General features: G+C 46.0%; 13 protein-coding genes and 2 pseudogenes. All 15 read left to right on the plus strand.

From position 1 onward, the window contains the following. Nucleotides 1-10: 10 nt before the first annotated feature. The 15 genes and pseudogenes from DCO16_RS00470 (at nt 11) to hisD (ending at nt 16,156) form a co-directional block, all read left to right on the plus strand. Nucleotides 11-700, plus strand: a complete 690-nt coding sequence (locus tag DCO16_RS00470) for a transposase (RefSeq protein ID WP_173941841.1) — start codon at nt 11-13, stop codon at nt 698-700. A 208-nt stretch (nt 701-908) separates the two neighbouring features. Further along, nucleotides 909-5,655 (plus strand): annotated as a pseudogene (locus DCO16_RS00475) (glutamate synthase-related protein). 38 nt (nt 5,656-5,693) lie between these two features. Continuing rightward, nucleotides 5,694-7,157: a glutamate synthase subunit beta gene (locus DCO16_RS00480; protein ID WP_173941842.1), complete on the plus strand. Its 1,464-nt coding sequence runs from the start codon at nt 5,694-5,696 to the stop codon at nt 7,155-7,157. 136 nt (nt 7,158-7,293) lie between these two features. Beyond that, nucleotides 7,294-8,023 (plus strand): annotated as a pseudogene (locus DCO16_RS00485) (ABC transporter ATP-binding protein). Then, nucleotides 8,020-8,817, plus strand: coding sequence for a lipid asymmetry maintenance ABC transporter permease subunit MlaE (mlaE, locus tag DCO16_RS00490; protein ID WP_173941843.1), 798 nt, complete (start codon nt 8,020-8,022; stop codon nt 8,815-8,817). The pseudogene DCO16_RS00485 and the gene mlaE overlap by 4 nt, the downstream one beginning before the upstream one ends. Nucleotides 8,818-8,838: 21 nt before the next feature. Then, a complete protein-coding gene (mlaD, locus tag DCO16_RS00495; protein ID WP_173941844.1) occupies nt 8,839-9,333 on the plus strand; it encodes an outer membrane lipid asymmetry maintenance protein MlaD in 495 nt (164 codons plus the stop codon). Further along, entirely contained in the window at nt 9,333-10,079 is a 747-nt protein-coding gene (locus DCO16_RS00500) for an MlaA family lipoprotein (RefSeq protein WP_173941845.1), read from the plus strand. The genes mlaD and DCO16_RS00500 overlap by 1 nt, the downstream gene beginning before the upstream one ends. A gap of 16 nt (nt 10,080-10,095) precedes the next feature. Beyond that, nucleotides 10,096-10,743, plus strand: coding sequence for an MlaC/ttg2D family ABC transporter substrate-binding protein (locus tag DCO16_RS00505; protein ID WP_173941846.1), 648 nt, complete (start codon nt 10,096-10,098; stop codon nt 10,741-10,743). A 13-nt stretch (nt 10,744-10,756) separates the two neighbouring features. Further along, a complete protein-coding gene (locus tag DCO16_RS00510; protein WP_173941847.1) occupies nt 10,757-11,017 on the plus strand; it encodes an STAS domain-containing protein in 261 nt (86 codons plus the stop codon). Between the two features lies 1 nt (nt 11,018). Next, nucleotides 11,019-11,771, plus strand: a complete 753-nt coding sequence (locus tag DCO16_RS00515; protein ID WP_173941848.1) for an ABC transporter ATP-binding protein — start codon at nt 11,019-11,021, stop codon at nt 11,769-11,771. A gap of 35 nt (nt 11,772-11,806) precedes the next feature. Continuing rightward, the gene (locus tag DCO16_RS00520) at nt 11,807-12,568 is read left to right on the plus strand and encodes an ABC transporter permease (protein WP_173943710.1); all 762 of its coding nucleotides are present in this window, start codon (nt 11,807-11,809) and stop codon (nt 12,566-12,568) included. Nucleotides 12,569-12,639: 71 nt separating this feature from the next. After that, complete coding sequence (locus tag DCO16_RS00525) at nt 12,640-12,888, plus strand: BolA family protein (protein WP_173941849.1); 249 nt, start codon at nt 12,640-12,642, stop codon at nt 12,886-12,888. Nucleotides 12,889-12,909: 21 nt separating this feature from the next. After that, nucleotides 12,910-14,184, plus strand: a complete 1,275-nt coding sequence (murA, locus tag DCO16_RS00530; RefSeq protein WP_173941850.1) for a UDP-N-acetylglucosamine 1-carboxyvinyltransferase — start codon at nt 12,910-12,912, stop codon at nt 14,182-14,184. A gap of 20 nt (nt 14,185-14,204) precedes the next feature. Next, nucleotides 14,205-14,831 (plus strand): ATP phosphoribosyltransferase, encoded by a 627-nt coding sequence (gene hisG / locus DCO16_RS00535; RefSeq protein ID WP_173941851.1) that lies wholly within the window; start codon nt 14,205-14,207, stop codon nt 14,829-14,831. A gap of 65 nt (nt 14,832-14,896) precedes the next feature. Then, nucleotides 14,897-16,156, plus strand: coding sequence for a histidinol dehydrogenase (gene hisD, locus DCO16_RS00540; RefSeq protein WP_415836224.1), 1,260 nt, complete (start codon nt 14,897-14,899; stop codon nt 16,154-16,156). Nucleotides 16,157-16,164: the final 8 nt, after the last annotated feature.

Raw genomic sequence — 16,164 nt, forward strand, 5'->3', positions numbered from 1 at the left:
CGCAGTAGCGATGGCACGCCAGGCACGCATCATTATTCTCGGTCAAGCGATGCATGTGATGGTGCGGGGTAATAATCGCGAGACGCTATTTTTTAACGCTGCTGATCGCAGAATCTATTTAGACTGGTTAAAAGAGGCAGCAAAGCAATTTGCTTGTTCAGTTCATGCATTTGTCTTGATGCCAAATCATGTGCACCTTTTAATAACCCCTCAGCATGGGGATTCACTTGCCAAAACCATGCAGTCGCTTGGTAGGCGTTATGCGCAGTACTTTAATCAACAACATCAGCGCTCAGGCACTATTTGGGAGGGGCGCTACAGATCCTCCTTAATAGACCCCGATTATTTTTTGCGGTGCCAACGGTATATCGAGTTAAATCCAGTAAGGGCGGGTTTCGATTCAAACCCTCAACTATCCAATTGGACGAGCTTTCCATCTCACATTGGGGGAAACGCAGAGCCGTGGTTGGTAGACCATCAGCACTTTTGGAGTTTGGGCAATACTCCCTTTGAGAGACAAATGACTTGGGCCGCCTTTGTAAAGGAGGGCGCCCCCCATTGGGAAGATCAACAAATCACCGAAGCCATTAATCGATCTAAGCCTTGGGTAAGCGATGTATTCGCTAAAAAGCTATTTAAAGATAACCCTGCGCAAGTGCTTATTCGCCGTCGAGGGCGGCCACAGAAAAACCCCATTTAAATTCAATGGCTTAGAATTATCTACAGGGCATGAAATAGTCGTTCATGCCGAATCCTTCTTAAGTCTGTCCCCATTTATTAAAGACCCCCTAATCTTGATCATAAAATAATGGGACAGAGTCATTTAATTTCTATTGCATCAGTGTGGGTATTCCCCTATATTGGATCCTCCAAAAGTAATGAGGCCAACAATGGCACACGGAAATATTATGACTACAGAAATTCAATCCAATCTTCGCCCAATCGCTCAAGGTCTTTACGATCCCCGAAATGAGCATGATGCTTGCGGCGTAGGATTTGTAGCACATATCAAAGGTAAAAAATACTCACGAGATCGTTGCTCAAGGTTTGCAGATTTTGGAGAATTTAGATCATCGCGGTGCTGTTGGTGCAGATCCCTTAATGGGTGATGGTGCAGGCATCTTGATTCAAGTGCCAGATACTTTGTATCGTGAAGAAATGGACAAGCAGGGTGTGACACTTCCACCTTTGGGCGAGTATGGCGTGGGTATGATCTTCTTACCAAAAGAGCGCGCATCCCGTTTAGCTTGTGAACAAGAATTAGAGCGCACAGTGCGACTAGAAGGACAAGTTGTATTGGGTTGGAGAGATGTGCCGATTGATGTGAAGTTGCCTATGTCGCCAACTGTACGTAAGACAGAGCCATTTATTAGGCAGATCTTTATTGGGCGCGGTCGAGACATTATGACCACCGATGCGCTTGAGCGTAAGTTATACGTGATTCGCAAAACAGCCAGTCACGCCATTCAAGATTTACATCTGAAGCATGGTAAAGAATATTTTGTGGCATCGATGTCGGCACGCACTATTGTGTACAAAGGCTTACTACTAGCAAATCAAGTAGGCGCTTATTACCAAGATCTACAAGATGCACGCACTGTTTCAGCATTGGCACTAGTACATCAACGCTTTTCAACAAACACCTTCCCAGCTTGGGAGCTAGCCCATCCGTATCGCATGATCGCCCATAACGGCGAAATCAATACCGTCAAGGGAAATGTTAACTGGGTCAATGCCCGCGAAGGAGCCATCAGCTCCCCAGTGCTAGGCGATGATCTTAAAAAATTATGGCCACTGATTTATCCAGGGCAATCCGATACTGCTTGCTTTGATAATTGTTTAGAGCTGCTGGTGATGGCAGGCTATCCATTAGCACAAGCCATGATGATGATGATTCCAGAAGCATGGGAACAGCATACCTTGATGGATGAGAACCGTCGTGCATTCTATGAATATCACGCCTCCATGATGGAGCCATGGGATGGACCTGCAGCGATGGCATTTACTGATGGCCGCCAAATTGGCGCCACCCTAGATCGCAACGGATTACGTCCAGCACGATATTACGTGACCGATGATGATTTAGTCATCATGGGCTCAGAGGCAGGTGTATTGCCGATTCCAGAAAGTAAGATTATTCAAAAGTGGCGCTTGCAACCAGGCAAGATGTTCATGATTGATATGGAGCAAGGCCGCATTATTGATGACGTTGAATTAAAGAATGCAGTGTCTCAAGCTAAGCCATATAAGAGTTGGATCGATGCAGTACGCGTCAAGCTAGACGAAGTAGATGCGAGCAAAGCCGATTTGCTCGATGAAAAAATGACTATTCGTCCTGCCGCCAAGTTATTGGATCGACAGCAGGCATTTGCTTATACGCAAGAAGACATTAAGTATCTGATGGCACCAATGGCCATGAATGGTGAGGAGGCGATTGGTTCCATGGGGAACGATAGCCCATTGGCTGTTTTATCTAATAAGAACAAGCCGCTATATAACTACTTCAAGCAATTATTTGCGCAGGTGACCAATCCTCCGATTGATTCTATTCGCGAAAATATGGTGATGTCTTTGGTGTCTTTCATTGGGCCGAAGCCTAATTTGCTAGATACCAACAACATCAATCCACCAATGCGCTTAGAAGTGAGCCAACCTATTTTGGATTTTGATGACATTACTAAGATTCGGCATATTGGCCATTACACCAACGGCAAGTTCCGTTCTTATGAATTAGATATCTGCTATCCAGCTTCTTGGGGTAAAGAAGGTATTGAAGCTCGCTTAGCTTCCTTGTGCGCTGAAGCGGCAGATGCCGTGCGCTCTGGGTATAGTATTTTGATTGTCAGTGATCGTCAGGTCGATGAGCAACATGTCGCTATTCCTGCTTTGTTGGCAACCTCTGCAATTCATCAGCACCTAGTTGAAAAAGGTTTGCGTACTAGCGTTGGCTTGGTAGTAGAAACGGGTAGTGCACGTGAGACTCATCACTTTGCCCTCTTAGCTGGCTATGGTGCAGAAGCTATTCATCCCTACCTTGCTATGGAAACACTAGCCGAGATGGCTAAAGGCTTGTCAGGTGACCTGTCTGCTGAAAAAGCAGTCAAGAATTTTGTAAAAGCCGTTGGTAAGGGCTTGCAAAAGGTGATGTCCAAAATGGGCATCTCTACTTACATGTCCTATACCGGCTCACAGATCTTTGAGGCTATCGGCTTGAACCAAGATGTGATTAATCGCTATTTCAAAGGTACACCATCAAATGTAGGCGGTATTGGTGTGTTTGAGGTTGCCGAAGAGGCATTGCGTATGCATCAATCTGCCTTTAGTAATGACCCTGTCTTAACAAATATGCTTGAAGCAGGTGGTGAATATGCTTTCCGTATTCGTGGTGAAGACCATATGTGGACGCCGGATACGATTGCTAAATTACAGCACTCCACACGCATTGGCGCTGAGAAGGGTTATCAGACTTATAAAGAGTATGCAAACCTGATTAATGATCAAACCAAGCGTCAAATGACATTGCGGGGTTTGTTTGAGTTCAAGTTAGATCCCTCTAAGGCGATTCCTCTGGATGAAGTAGAGTCTGCAAAAGAAATCGTTAAACGTTTTGCAACGGGTGCGATGTCTTTGGGTTCAATTTCTACTGAAGCCCATGCTACTTTAGCTATTGCCATGAATCGTATTGGCGGTAAGTCCAATACTGGCGAAGGGGGCGAGGATCCAAATCGTTACATCAATGAGCTCAAAGGTATTCCCATTAAGAAGGGCGAAACCCTGGCTAGCGTTTTAGGAGACGATGTTGTCGAGGCACACATCCCTTTGCTCGATGGCGATTCATTACGCTCTAAGATTAAACAAGTAGCTTCCGGTCGTTTTGGTGTCACTACTGAATATCTTCGATCTGCCGATCAGATTCAGATCAAGATGGCGCAGGGTGCTAAGCCTGGCGAAGGCGGTCAATTACCTGGTGGTAAGGTCTCTGACTACATTGGTAAATTACGCTTTTCTGTTCCGGGCGTGGGCTTGATTTCCCCGCCTCCGCATCACGATATTTATTCGATTGAAGATATTGCGCAATTAATCCATGACTTGAAGAACGTCAATCCTGCGGCAGATATCTCTGTCAAGCTGGTATCTGAAGTCGGTGTTGGTACAGTGGCCGCCGGGGTTGCTAAAGCAAAAGCAGATCACGTTGTGATTTCTGGTCATGATGGCGGTACTGGTGCATCGCCACTTTCTTCTATTAAGCATGCTGGCTCTCCTTGGGAGCTAGGCTTAGCAGAAACACAGCAAACTTTAGTACTCAACGGCTTGCGTAGCCGTATTCGTGTACAAGCGGATGGCCAAATGAAAACCGGTCGCGATGTTGTCATTGGTGCCTTACTTGGCGCTGATGAGTTTGGTTTTGCAACAGCACCCCTGGTCGCTGAAGGTTGCATCATGATGCGTAAGTGTCACTTAAATACCTGCCCTGTTGGGGTAGCTACGCAAGATCCGGCATTACGTAAAAAGTTTTCTGGCAAACCTGAGCATGTAGTGAACTTCTTTTTCTTCATTGCTGAAGAAGTACGAGAGATCATGGCGCAACTTGGTATTCGTAAATTTAATGATTTGATTGGAAGAGTCGATTTCTTAGATACCCGTAAGGGCATTGAGAACTGGAAGGTTCATGGTTTAGATTTCAGTAAGATTTTTGCTGAGCCACAAGTGGCTAAAGACGCTCCACGTTATCAAATCCTGACTCAAGAACATGGCTTAGGAAGTGCGCTGGATAATATTCTGATTGAGAAGAGTGAGCCTGCACTTGAGCGTGGCGAAAAAGTCTCTTTCATTGTTCCTGTGAAGAATGTGAACCGTACGGTTGGTGCCATGCTCTCCGGAGAAATCGCACAGCGTTATGGTCATGCAGGCTTACCAGATGACACTATTCACATTCAGCTGAATGGAACTGCAGGTCAAAGCTTCGCTGCATTCTTGGCGCGTGGTGTTACTTTAGATTTAGTGGGTGATGGTAATGACTACGTAGGTAAAGGCTTGTCTGGCGGTCGTGTGATTGTGCGCGCCCCACATGAGTTCCGTGGCGATACAGCCAAGAACATTATTGTGGGTAATACAGTTCTCTATGGTGCAATTGGTGGCGAGGCCTTCTTTAATGGTGTTGCAGGTGAGCGTTTTGCAGTTCGAAATTCTGGTGCCACAACGGTCGTAGAAGGGACCGGTGACCATGGATGTGAATACATGACTGGCGGTACCGTAGTGGTCTTAGGCGCAACCGGACGTAACTTCGCTGCTGGTATGAGTGGTGGTATTGCTTATGTTTATGACGAAGATGGTCTATTTGAAAAGCGTTGTAACACCAGCATGGCTACTTTAGAGAAAGTACTTTCCTCTACTGAGCAGATTGCTCAAATACCTCAATCACAGTGGCATGCGCCGATTGACGTTAAAGATGGTGGCGAGCGCTTAACGGATGAGGCTATTTTGAAGGGCCTGATAGAGCGTCATTTCCGTCATACAGGATCAGAGCGTGCCAAAGCATTGTTGGCCGATTGGGAAAATGCCCGTGGTCGTTTTGTCAAAGTTCTGCCAGCTGAATACAAACGTGCATTAGGCGAGCTGTGGGAAAAAGCGCAAAACAAAACCGTTGCTGCTTAATCAAACAAGACATTAAGAAAAGATACTAAGGATTTAATATGGGTAAAGTCACTGGGTTTATGGAGTTTGAGCGCGTAGCGGAAACCTACGAAGCGCCTATTAAACGTCTTCATCATTACAAAGAGTTTGTTGTGACATTGACAGATGCTGAAGCTAAGGTGCAGGGCGCACGTTGTATGGATTGCGGTATTCCTTTTTGTAATAGCGGCTGTCCGGTAAACAATATCATTCCGGATTTTAATGATTTGGTATTTCATGATGACTGGAAGAATGCATTAGATGTTTTGCAATCTACCAATAATTTCCCTGAATTCACGGGCCGTATTTGCCCAGCCCCTTGCGAGTCTGCTTGTACGCTAGGGATCAATAGTGAAGCCGTGGGTATTAAGTCTATCGAGCACGCGATTATTGACAAGGGTTGGGAAAATGGTTGGGTTGTACCGCAGCCTCCTAAAACTAAGACTGGTAAAAAGATTGCAGTGGTTGGTGGCGGACCTGCTGGTATGGCAGCAGCACAGCAATTAGCGCGCGTTGGTCATGATGTCACTGTATTTGAAAAGAATGACCGAGTGGGTGGACTACTGCGTTACGGCATCCCTGATTTTAAGATGGAGAAATGGCTGATCGATCGCCGTGTCGAGCAGATGCAAGCTGAAGGCGTGAAGTTTGAAACGGGCGTTTTTGTGGGTAAGGAGGCCATTGGTATTGAAGTCAAAAATTACTCTACCAAAACCGTTTCTCCTGATCAGTTGATGAAAGATTTTGATGCAATTGTGATTACTGGCGGTGCTGAGCAGCCTCGTGACTTGCCAGTGCCAGGTCGCGAGTTAGCTGGTGTGCATTACGCTTTGGATTTCTTAATTCCACAAAATAAAGAGAATGCGGGTGATCTTAAAAGTGAGATTCGTGCAACTGATAAGCATGTTGTTGTGATTGGTGGCGGAGATACCGGATCTGATTGCGTCGGGACATCTAATCGCCATGGTGCGACCCAGATTACCCAGTTTGAATTGTTACCGCAGCCTCCAGAAGTGGAAAATAAGCCCTTAGTTTGGCCGTATTGGCCTACCAAGTTACGCACCTCTTCTTCGCATGAGGAAGGCTGTGAGCGTGATTGGTCTGTAGCTACTAAGCGTTTTGAGGGTAAAGACGGCAAAGTAGAGAAGCTCATTGGGGTTCGCTTGGAGTGGAGAGACGGCAAGATGTCAGAAGTGCCAAACTCAGAATTTGAGATTAAGGCAGACTTGGTATTACTAGCGATGGGATTTGTATCACCTGCACAGCAGGTACTTACTGCCTTTGGCGTAGAAAAAGATGCTCGCGGTAACGCAAAAGCAACAGTTGACGGTCACAATGCGTACCAAACGAATGTGCCAAAAGTATTTGCGGCGGGTGATATGCGCCGGGGCCAATCTTTGGTTGTGTGGGCGATCCGTGAAGGCCGTCAGTGCGCTCAAGCAATAGACGAGTTCTTAATGGGGTCTTCCGTTCTTCCGCGATAATAGGGAGGATATGAATGGTGACCAGTCCAGCTTAGTGAGTACAAGTAAAGATCCCTTGGGCGAAGTTGTCGTTGCGATTAAAGATGTCAACTTTTCCTATGCACCAGGTGAGCGACAAATTTTGTCGGGACTCAATATGGAGTTTCGTCGTGGTCAGGTAGTCGCAGTGATGGGCGGTTCTGGTTGCGGTAAGACGACAATTCTGCGATTGATCGGCGGACAGTTCGCAGCCCAGTCAGGCCAAGTGCTATTCGAAGGTGCTGATGTTGGCAAGATGAGCTCAGCTGAGCTGATGGCGATTCGTCGCCGTATGGGTATGCTATTTCAGTTTGGTGCACTTTTTACAGACCTCAGTGTTTTTGAAAATGTTGCTTTTCCCTTGCGTGAGCATACCGATTTAAGTGAAGACTTATTGCGCTCATTAGTCTTGATGAAACTTAATGCCGTAGGCTTACGTGGTGCACGCGATTTGATGCCCTCACAAATTTCTGGAGGTATGGCACGGCGCGTGGCTTTAGCCAGAGCTATTGCACTAGACCCTCCCTTGATCATGTATGACGAGCCTTTTGCTGGACTAGATCCGATTTCTTTAGGAATTACTGCGCGCCTGATCCGCGATCTTAATAATGCCTTGGGTGCAACTAGCCTGTTAGTAACGCACGATGTGGAAGAGACATTTGAAATTGCAGACTATGTGTACTTTATCGCTAATGGGCGCATTGGTGCGCAAGGTACCCCAGCAGAATTAAGTCGCTCAACGGATCCTTTTGTACGTCAATTTTTTAGATGCCTGTCCTGATGGTCCTGTGCCATTTCACTATCCCGGCCAAACTCTGGAAGAAGATTTTGGGGTGCTACCCAAATGAATATAATTTCTAAAGCTTTAGATTTATTTGGCGACCTCGGTTTTTTCATCCGCCGCAACTTAACTAGTCTTGGCTTAGCTGCACGGATGTTTGCAGCAGTGATCATGCGTTCCGCATTTTTATTAAAACGCCCACGTTTAGTGTCTGATCAAATTCTGTTTTTAGGAAATCATTCCTTTGTCATCATTGCGGTGTCTGGTTTATTCGTAGGTTTCGTTTTGGGCTTGCAGGGTTATTACACCCTCAATCGTTATGGCTCTGAGCAGGCCTTAGGCTTATTAGTCGCACTTTCTCTCACCCGAGAATTGGGCCCCGTCATTACTGCTTTGCTATTTGCAGGGCGTGCTGGTACTTCACTCACTGCTGAAATTGGTTTGATGAAAGCGGGTGAGCAATTGAGTGCCATGGAGATGATGGCCGTAGATCCTTTGAGTCGTGTGATTGCGCCACGCCTTTGGGCTGGGATCATAGCCATGCCTATTTTGGCGACCATCTTTACTGCTGTGGGTGTCATCGGCGGTTACTTTGTCGGGGTTCCTCTGATTGGAGTGGATTCTGGTGCTTTCTGGTCACAAATGCAGGGTGGGGTTGATCTTTTTTCTGACATTGGCAATGGTTTGATTAAAAGTTTGGTTTTTGGTGTTGCGGTCACCTTTATTGCCCTTTATCAGGGTTATGAAGCTAAACCTACGCCTGAGGGTGTATCCCAAGCCACTACTCGGACTGTGGTGATCTCTTCTTTATCGGTTTTAGCATTAGATTTCTTGCTGACCGCCATGATGTTCTCGAATTAGAACGAATAAACTGGAACTCTTATGAGAAAAAGTGCAATTGATATTTGGGTCGGCGTCTTTGTAGCCATTGGCTTATTAGCCGCTTTATTTTTGGCTTTAAAAGTCGGCAATATGAATGCCGTTTCGTTTACGCCAACTTACAAAATTTCAGCGCGTTTTGACAATATTGGCGGACTAAAGCCACGTGCCCCTGTAAAAAGTGCGGGAGTAGTGGTTGGACGTATTGCCAACATTTCTTTTGATGACAAGACCTATCAGGCAACGGTAGTCATGACGATTGAAGAAGGTTATCAGTTCCCCAAGGATTCGGCCGCTAAGATTTTGACTTCGGGACTGCTGGGCGAGCAATATATTGGGCTGGAGGCAGGTGGCTCAGATGCTATGTTAGTCGCTGGCGATAGGATTACTCAAACGCAGTCAGCAGTTGTTTTAGAAAACCTCATTAGCCAATTCTTGTACAACAAGGCTGCTGATAGCGGACAAGATAAAGGCCAAGATAAGGGCGCGTCAAAATAATGTATTTACTAGCAAAGCTTAAGCATATTATTTTGCTTGGTCTGATTACGACCATGGTGGGTTGTGCGTCTATTCCTGCTGGCGTTGCACCTTCTCCTAATGACCCTTGGGAGCCTTTTAATCGTTCTGTATTTGAGTTTAATGAGGGCTTGGACTCGTATGTTCTCAAGCCCGTGGTAAAGGGTTATCGCTTTGTTTTGCCAGAATTTGTGCGTGATGGAATATATAACTTCTTCAGCAATTACAGCGACATCTACACTGCTTTGCAAAACTTGCTTCAAGGTAAACCAAGTTTGGCCTTTAGTGATCTCATGCGCGTAGTTGTCAATACCACCTTTGGTTTAGGTGGCTTGATTGATATGGCAACACCTGGCGGTCTACCAAAACACAAAGAGGATTGGGGTCAAACCTTTGGTGTCTGGGGTCTTCCCTCTGGCCCTTATGTTGTTTTGCCATTTTTTGGCCCAAGCACTGTACGCGATACCTTGGGAACAGCAGCCGATCTGGAGTCAGACTATCTATTTGCTTACGTTAAAGATATTGGCTTACGGAATAGTATTACTGGCTTACGGGTAGTCAATGCACGTAATACCTATTACGAGGCAGGTGACTTATTAGATGGCGCGGCTATTGATAAGTACAGCTTTGTGCGGGATGCGTATATTCAGCGGCGTGAGTATCAAATCAATGAATCGCGCGATGATGACGAGTCGGTGATCCCCATTTATCAAAATCCTTACGAATAGCCTTGATCGAGAAAATATGAAAAGCAACAAAACTATTCAACAATACTGCCTCGCCTTGTGCGCTGGCTTTTTCTTGATGTCTGCCAGTGTCAGTGCACAAACAGTGGATCAGTCAACGCCAGATGGCCTGATTAAAGCGGTAGTTTCTGATGTGATGGCATCAGTCAAGTCTGATCCTGAGATTCAGAAGGGGAATGTCCCTCGCATTGTAGATTTGGTCGAAAAGAAAATTGTTCCCTATACCGATATGCGTCGCACGACAGAGATGGCGATGGGGCCTAATTGGAAAAAGGCAAGTCCAGAACAACAGGCGCAGCTAGTCAGTGAATTTAAGAGTTTATTAATTCGTACTTATTCTGGAGCATTAAGCCAGCTGAGAGATCAAACAATTCAATTCAAGCCCCTGCGGGCTGCTCCCGATGATAAAGAAGTAGTGGTCAGAACAGTCGTGATTGGTCGAGGGGATCCTATCCCGCTAGATTACCGCTTAGAGAAAACTCCCAGTGGTTGGAGGGTCTATGACATCAACATTATGGGCGCTTGGTTGATAGAGGCTTATCGCAATCAGTTCGCCAATCAGATTAGTCAGAACGGCATTGAGGGCTTAGTGAAGTTTTTGCAGGATCGCAATAAACAATTAGCTGCTGCAAAGCCCACTAATTAAAGACTGAGAGAGAATGCCTTTTTTACTTCCTGTCGCAGTGACACAAGAGAATGCATCGCACTTAGAGATAGAGGGGCTACGTAATGTAGTCGCATTAGGATTAGTAGATTGCTCACAATTACATGACTTTGACTCTACCGTCCTAACAGTACTACTCGCATGGCAGAAAAAACTTCAGGCAGTTGGTCAGCAGATGTCTGTATTGAATGCGCCTGAGAAATTAAAAGTTCTAGCTGGTGTATATGGCGTGGCCGAGTTGCTAGGCCTGTCATAGCATGCACTCTGCGATCTCGATTAAACACATATCAAAAAACTATGGTGCGCTTCAAGCACTAGATCAGGTTTCCTTGTCAATTGAACAGGGTGAGTTTTTTGGTTTACTAGGTCCTAATGGGGCAGGTAAAACAACCCTCATTTCTATATTGGCGGGTTTAGTAACTACGGATCAGGGTACCGCCGCGATTATGGGCGCTGATGTGCAAGCCAATTTTCGTGAGGCACGCCGAATGTTGGGAGTAGTGCCGCAAGAGTTGGTATTTGACCCCTTTTTTACTGTGCGAGAAACCCTCCAATTTCAGTCAGGCTATTTTGGCATTCGCAATAATGATTCCTGGATCGAAGAGATTATGACTAACCTCGATCTCACTTCAAAGGCAGATAGTAATATGCGCGCCTTATCAGGCGGAATGAAACGGCGCGTACTGGTTGCCCAAGCGCTGGTGCATAGACCACCAGTGATCATCTTAGATGAGCCAACAGCAGGAGTAGATGTCGAGTTACGTCAATCCCTTTGGCAATTTATTAGTCGTCTAAATCAAGATGGCCATACGATTGTATTAACAACGCACTATCTGGAAGAGGCTGAAGCACTATGCCAGCGGATTGCGATGCTCAAGCAAGGCAAGATTGTTGCGCTAGATACTACGGCCAATTTGTTGAGTCAGTATGGCTCTGTCAAAAAAGATGGTGAAGGTAAAACAGACTTAGAAGATGTCTTCGTGAATATTATGTCGGGAAGCCCTAAGTGAAGCCCGAAGTGAAGCCTATTCTGAGTAAACCCCTGATGATCTACGGTAGCGGTTTCCCCACCTTGCTCCGTAAAGAAATTAAGCGTTTTTATAAAGTAGGTTTTCAGACGGTGGCAGCCCCAGTGCTCACTGCTATTTTGTATCTGATGATTTTTGGTCATGTACTAGAGGGTAAAGAAGTATATGGACGCTTGAGCTACACCACCTTTTTGATTCCTGGTCTGGTCATGATGAGCGTATTGCAAAATGCTTTTGCGAATACTTCCTCATCCTTGATTCAGTCTAAGGTAACCGGTAATTTAGTGTTTGTATTACTGGCACCGTTTAGTCATCTGGAGTTTTATGCTGCCTATGTTCTCGCAGCGGTGTTTCGTGGTGTCATGGTTGGTCTAGGCGTCTTGGCGATCACTGCCTGGTATGCCCCACCTGCATTTGAGTACCCTCTATGGATATTGACATTTGCTTTTCTGGGCGCTGCTATTTTAGGAAGCATGGGTTTAATTGCCGGTATTTGGGCTGATAAATACGATCAGCTAGCCGCTTTCCAGAATTTCATCATCATGCCGGCAACGATGCTATCGGGGGTGTTTTATTCTATTCATTCCTTACCAGTCGCGTGGCAAACAGTTTCGCATTTCAATCCATTTTTCTACATGATCGATGGATTCCGTTATGGCTTCTTTGGTGTATCGGATATCTCGCCTTGGAATAGTTTGGCGATTGTAGTCAGCTTCTTTATTCTCGTTTCTGTAGTTGCTTTGCGTTTATTACAAAAAGGCTATAAGTTAAGAAATTAGTAGAGCATTAAAATTAGCAGTGAATTCGGTAGTACGTCATTAGCCATGAAGAATAAAATCAGGAGTTAAAAATGTTGCCAACCCCAAAACAAATTGAGGACTATATCCAGCAAGGAGTAGCCTGCACATACCTTCAGGTTGAGGGTGATGGACAACATTTTTTTGCCACCATTGTGAGTCCTGATTTTGAAGGCAAGCGCTTGATACAGCGTCATCAATTGGTCTATGCTGCCATGGGTGATCGTATGAAGGCTGAAGTGCATGCCTTATCAATTAAAGCATTTACCCCCGAAGAGTTTGCAAAAAACACCGCTGCTTAAGATTGTTACGGAAATAGAGTCATGGATAAATTACGGATGTTGGGTGGCACGCCACTCAAGGGAGAGGTACTGATTGCTGGGGCTAAAAATGCTGCATTACCAATTTTGTGCGCCTGCCTCTTAACAGATCAACCTATTTCACTGCGCAATGTGCCAGATTTACAAGATGTGCGCACGATGCTCAAGTTGTTGCAAGAAATTGGTGTCACTGTATCTTTTCCGGATGCGAGTAATCGCAATCATGTAGTTCTTAGTGCAGCAAATATTAAAAGCTCAGAAGCAACCTACGAGATGGTAAAAACCATGCGCGCTTCTATTCTGGTGTTAGGCCCTCTTTTGGCCAGAATGCATAGTGCAAAAGTGTCTTTGCCTGGGGGATGCGCTATTGGCGCGCGTCCAGTCGATCAGCATATTAAAGGCCTTAAGGCGATGGGTGCCACGATTAACATTAAGGGTGGCTATATTCAAGCAGCGACCCAGTCACCCGATGGTCGTTTGCAAGGTGCCTCGATTTTGACCGATATGATTACTGTCACGGGCACTGAAAATTTATTGATGGCAGCTACCCTGGCATCCGGCATAACGATTTTAGAAAATGCTGCCCGCGAACCTGAAGTGGGTGACTTAGCTGATCTGTTGGTGAAGATGGGTGCAAAGATCACCGGAATTGGTAGTGATCGACTGGTGATTGAGGGGGTTGAAAAACTTCATAGTGCTGAGCATGCGGTGATTGCTGATCGTATTGAGGCAGGCACTTTCCTATGTGCAGTTGCCGCCGCCGGGGGTGAGGTCTTGGTAAAACATTGCCGCCCAGATACATTAGATGCGGTCCTAGTCAAGCTGAAGGAGGCTGGTCTAAAGATGGAAGTAGGACCTGACTGGATCAAGGCTTCCATGACAGGCCGCCCTAAGGCAGTCAATTTTCGTACTTCTGAATACCCTGCCTTTCCAACAGATATGCAGGCACAACTCATGGCAGTCAATGCCATTGCTTCAGGCACTTCTACAATTACCGAAACCATCTTTGAAAATCGCTTTATGCATGTTCAAGAGCTCAACCGCTTAGGGGCAGATATCGCGATTGAGGGCAATACCGCTATTGCTCAGGGAGTCGAAAAGCTTTCTGGGGCAGTGGTGATGGCGACCGATTTGCGCGCATCTGCTAGTTTGGTGATTGCGGGCTTAGCTGCTCAAGGTGAAACCCAGGTAGACCGGATTTATCACTTAGATCGTGGATATGACCGCATGGAGCAAAAGTTGACCTTATTAGGGGCCAACATTCAGCGAGTGAAGTAAGCCTGATGGATAATTAGTCCATGAAGTTAACTTTAGCCCTTTCGAAGGGGCGCATCTTCGAAGAAACCGCCCAGATCTTATCTAAGATCGGCATTCGTCCGCTGGAAGATCCTGAAAAGTCACGCAAACTCATTATTGAGACCTCCAATCCTGAAGTACGCCTCATTATTGTGCGTGCTTCGGACGTTCCTACCTATGTTCAATTTGGTGGCGCCGATTTTGGTGTAGCTGGTCTGGATGTATTGATGGAGAACGGCACGGATGGTTTGTATGTACCCTTCGATCTTCAGATTGCTCGATGCCGCATGTCTGTTGCTGTCAAAGAAGGATTTGATTACGCTGCCGCAGTCAAACAAGGCTCTCGCTTAAAAGTGGCAACCAAGTATGTCAACTGTGCACGAGAGCACTTTGCAAATAAGGGCGTACATATTGATACGATCCACTTATACGGTTCTATGGAGTTAGCCCCACTAGTGGGTTTGGCCGATGCGATCGTGGATCTGGTTTCTACCGGCAATACCTTGCGAGCAAATGGCTTAGTTGAAGTCGAACAGATTGCCGATATTAGTGCGCGCCTGGTTGTGAATCAAGCTTCTTATAAACGTAAGCGTGCGCAATTGCAGCCATTTTTTGAGCTTCTAAAATAAGTATGTCAGCAGAAATTAATATTCAGCGTCTTCATAGTAAAGAGGTAGGCTTTAAAGAAACACTCATGTCTAGCCTGTCTTTGCCGATGGCGGATGACGATGCTATTGATGCTGCAGTGGTTAAGATCTTGGCGCAAGTAAAAGAGCGTGGCGATACTGCTGTCCTTGAGTTCACAAAACAATTTGATCGTTTAAGTGTGGATAGTGTTTCTCAATTAGAGATTTCTAGCCAAGAGCTAGAGAAGGCTTATCAGAGCTTACCGGCAGAACAAAAAAATGCATTGGATATCGCTGCACAACGGGTGCGCGCTTATCACGAGCAGCAAAAAATAGAAGCGGGTTGCCATTCTTGGGAATACACCGAGGCTGATGGCACGCGCTTGGGTCAGAAGGTTACCCCTTTAGATCGAGTAGGGATCTATGTGCCCGGTGGCAAGGCAGCCTATCCATCATCAGTATTAATGAATGCCATTCCAGCAAAGGTCGCTGGGGTTAGTGAAGTCATCATGGTTGTGCCTACACCAGATGGTGCACGTAACCCACTCGTACTTGCGGCAGCTTATTTAGCGGGCGTAGATAGAGTCTTTACGATTGGCGGGGCACAGGCTGTGGGTGCATTAGCCTATGGTACAAAAACAATTCCTTCGGTTGATAAGATTGTGGGTCCTGGTAATGCCTATGTAGCAGCAGCCAAGCGAAGAGTATTTGGTACGGTAGGCATCGATATGATTGCTGGTCCTTCAGAAATCTTGATCTTGTGTGATGGCACTAGTCATTCAGATTGGATTGCGATGGATCTATTTTCTCAAGCGGAGCATGATGAGTTAGCACAATCTATTTTGCTTTGCCCGGATGCTGCTTTTATTGAGCAAGTGCAAGCAAGCATTAATAAACTATTGCCAGAGATGCCCAGAAAGAAAGTGATTGAAGCATCACTTACCAATCGTGCTCTATTGATACAAGTACAGGATATGGCAGAAGCTTGTGAGATTGCTAACGATATCGCCGCTGAGCATTTAGAAATTTGCGCTACTAATCCACGTCAATGGTCGGAATTGATTCGTCATGCGGGTGCGATCTTTATGGGAAATTACACTAGTGAGTCATTAGGTGATTACTGTGCTGGCCCTAATCACGTATTACCCACCGCGCGTACTGCACGCTTCTCATCACCATTAGGTGTTTATGATTTTATAAAACGCTCGAGCATGATTGAAGTCAGTGAAGCAGGGGCGCAAACACTAGGTGCAGTAGCAAGTACACTTGCGCACGGTGAGGGCTTGCAGGCCCATGCGCGGGCAGCGGAGATGCGGCTCAAGAAGTAAAGCGGCAG

The organism is Polynucleobacter antarcticus (genome assembly GCF_013307245.1).
GTDB classification, from domain to species: domain Bacteria; phylum Pseudomonadota; class Gammaproteobacteria; order Burkholderiales; family Burkholderiaceae; genus Polynucleobacter; species Polynucleobacter antarcticus.

What these genes read in the sequence shown, in the direction of transcription:
- DCO16_RS00470 (WP_173941841.1), top strand. Translation starts at nt 11, where the DNA reads ATGGCACGCCAGGCACGCATCATTATTCTCGGTCAAGCGATGCATGTG.
- DCO16_RS00480 (WP_173941842.1), top strand. Translation starts at nt 5,694, where the DNA reads ATGGGTAAAGTCACTGGGTTTATGGAGTTTGAGCGCGTAGCGGAAACC.
- mlaE (WP_173941843.1), top strand. Translation starts at nt 8,020, where the DNA reads ATGAATATAATTTCTAAAGCTTTAGATTTATTTGGCGACCTCGGTTTT.
- mlaD (WP_173941844.1), top strand. Translation starts at nt 8,839, where the DNA reads ATGAGAAAAAGTGCAATTGATATTTGGGTCGGCGTCTTTGTAGCCATT.
- DCO16_RS00500 (WP_173941845.1), top strand. Translation starts at nt 9,333, where the DNA reads ATGTATTTACTAGCAAAGCTTAAGCATATTATTTTGCTTGGTCTGATT.
- DCO16_RS00505 (WP_173941846.1), top strand. Translation starts at nt 10,096, where the DNA reads ATGAAAAGCAACAAAACTATTCAACAATACTGCCTCGCCTTGTGCGCT.
- DCO16_RS00510 (WP_173941847.1), top strand. Translation starts at nt 10,757, where the DNA reads ATGCCTTTTTTACTTCCTGTCGCAGTGACACAAGAGAATGCATCGCAC.
- DCO16_RS00515 (WP_173941848.1), top strand. Translation starts at nt 11,019, where the DNA reads ATGCACTCTGCGATCTCGATTAAACACATATCAAAAAACTATGGTGCG.
- DCO16_RS00520 (WP_173943710.1), top strand. Translation starts at nt 11,807, where the DNA reads ATGATCTACGGTAGCGGTTTCCCCACCTTGCTCCGTAAAGAAATTAAG.
- DCO16_RS00525 (WP_173941849.1), top strand. Translation starts at nt 12,640, where the DNA reads ATGTTGCCAACCCCAAAACAAATTGAGGACTATATCCAGCAAGGAGTA.
- murA (WP_173941850.1), top strand. Translation starts at nt 12,910, where the DNA reads ATGGATAAATTACGGATGTTGGGTGGCACGCCACTCAAGGGAGAGGTA.
- hisG (WP_173941851.1), top strand. Translation starts at nt 14,205, where the DNA reads ATGAAGTTAACTTTAGCCCTTTCGAAGGGGCGCATCTTCGAAGAAACC.
- hisD (WP_415836224.1), top strand. Translation starts at nt 14,897, where the DNA reads ATGTCTAGCCTGTCTTTGCCGATGGCGGATGACGATGCTATTGATGCT.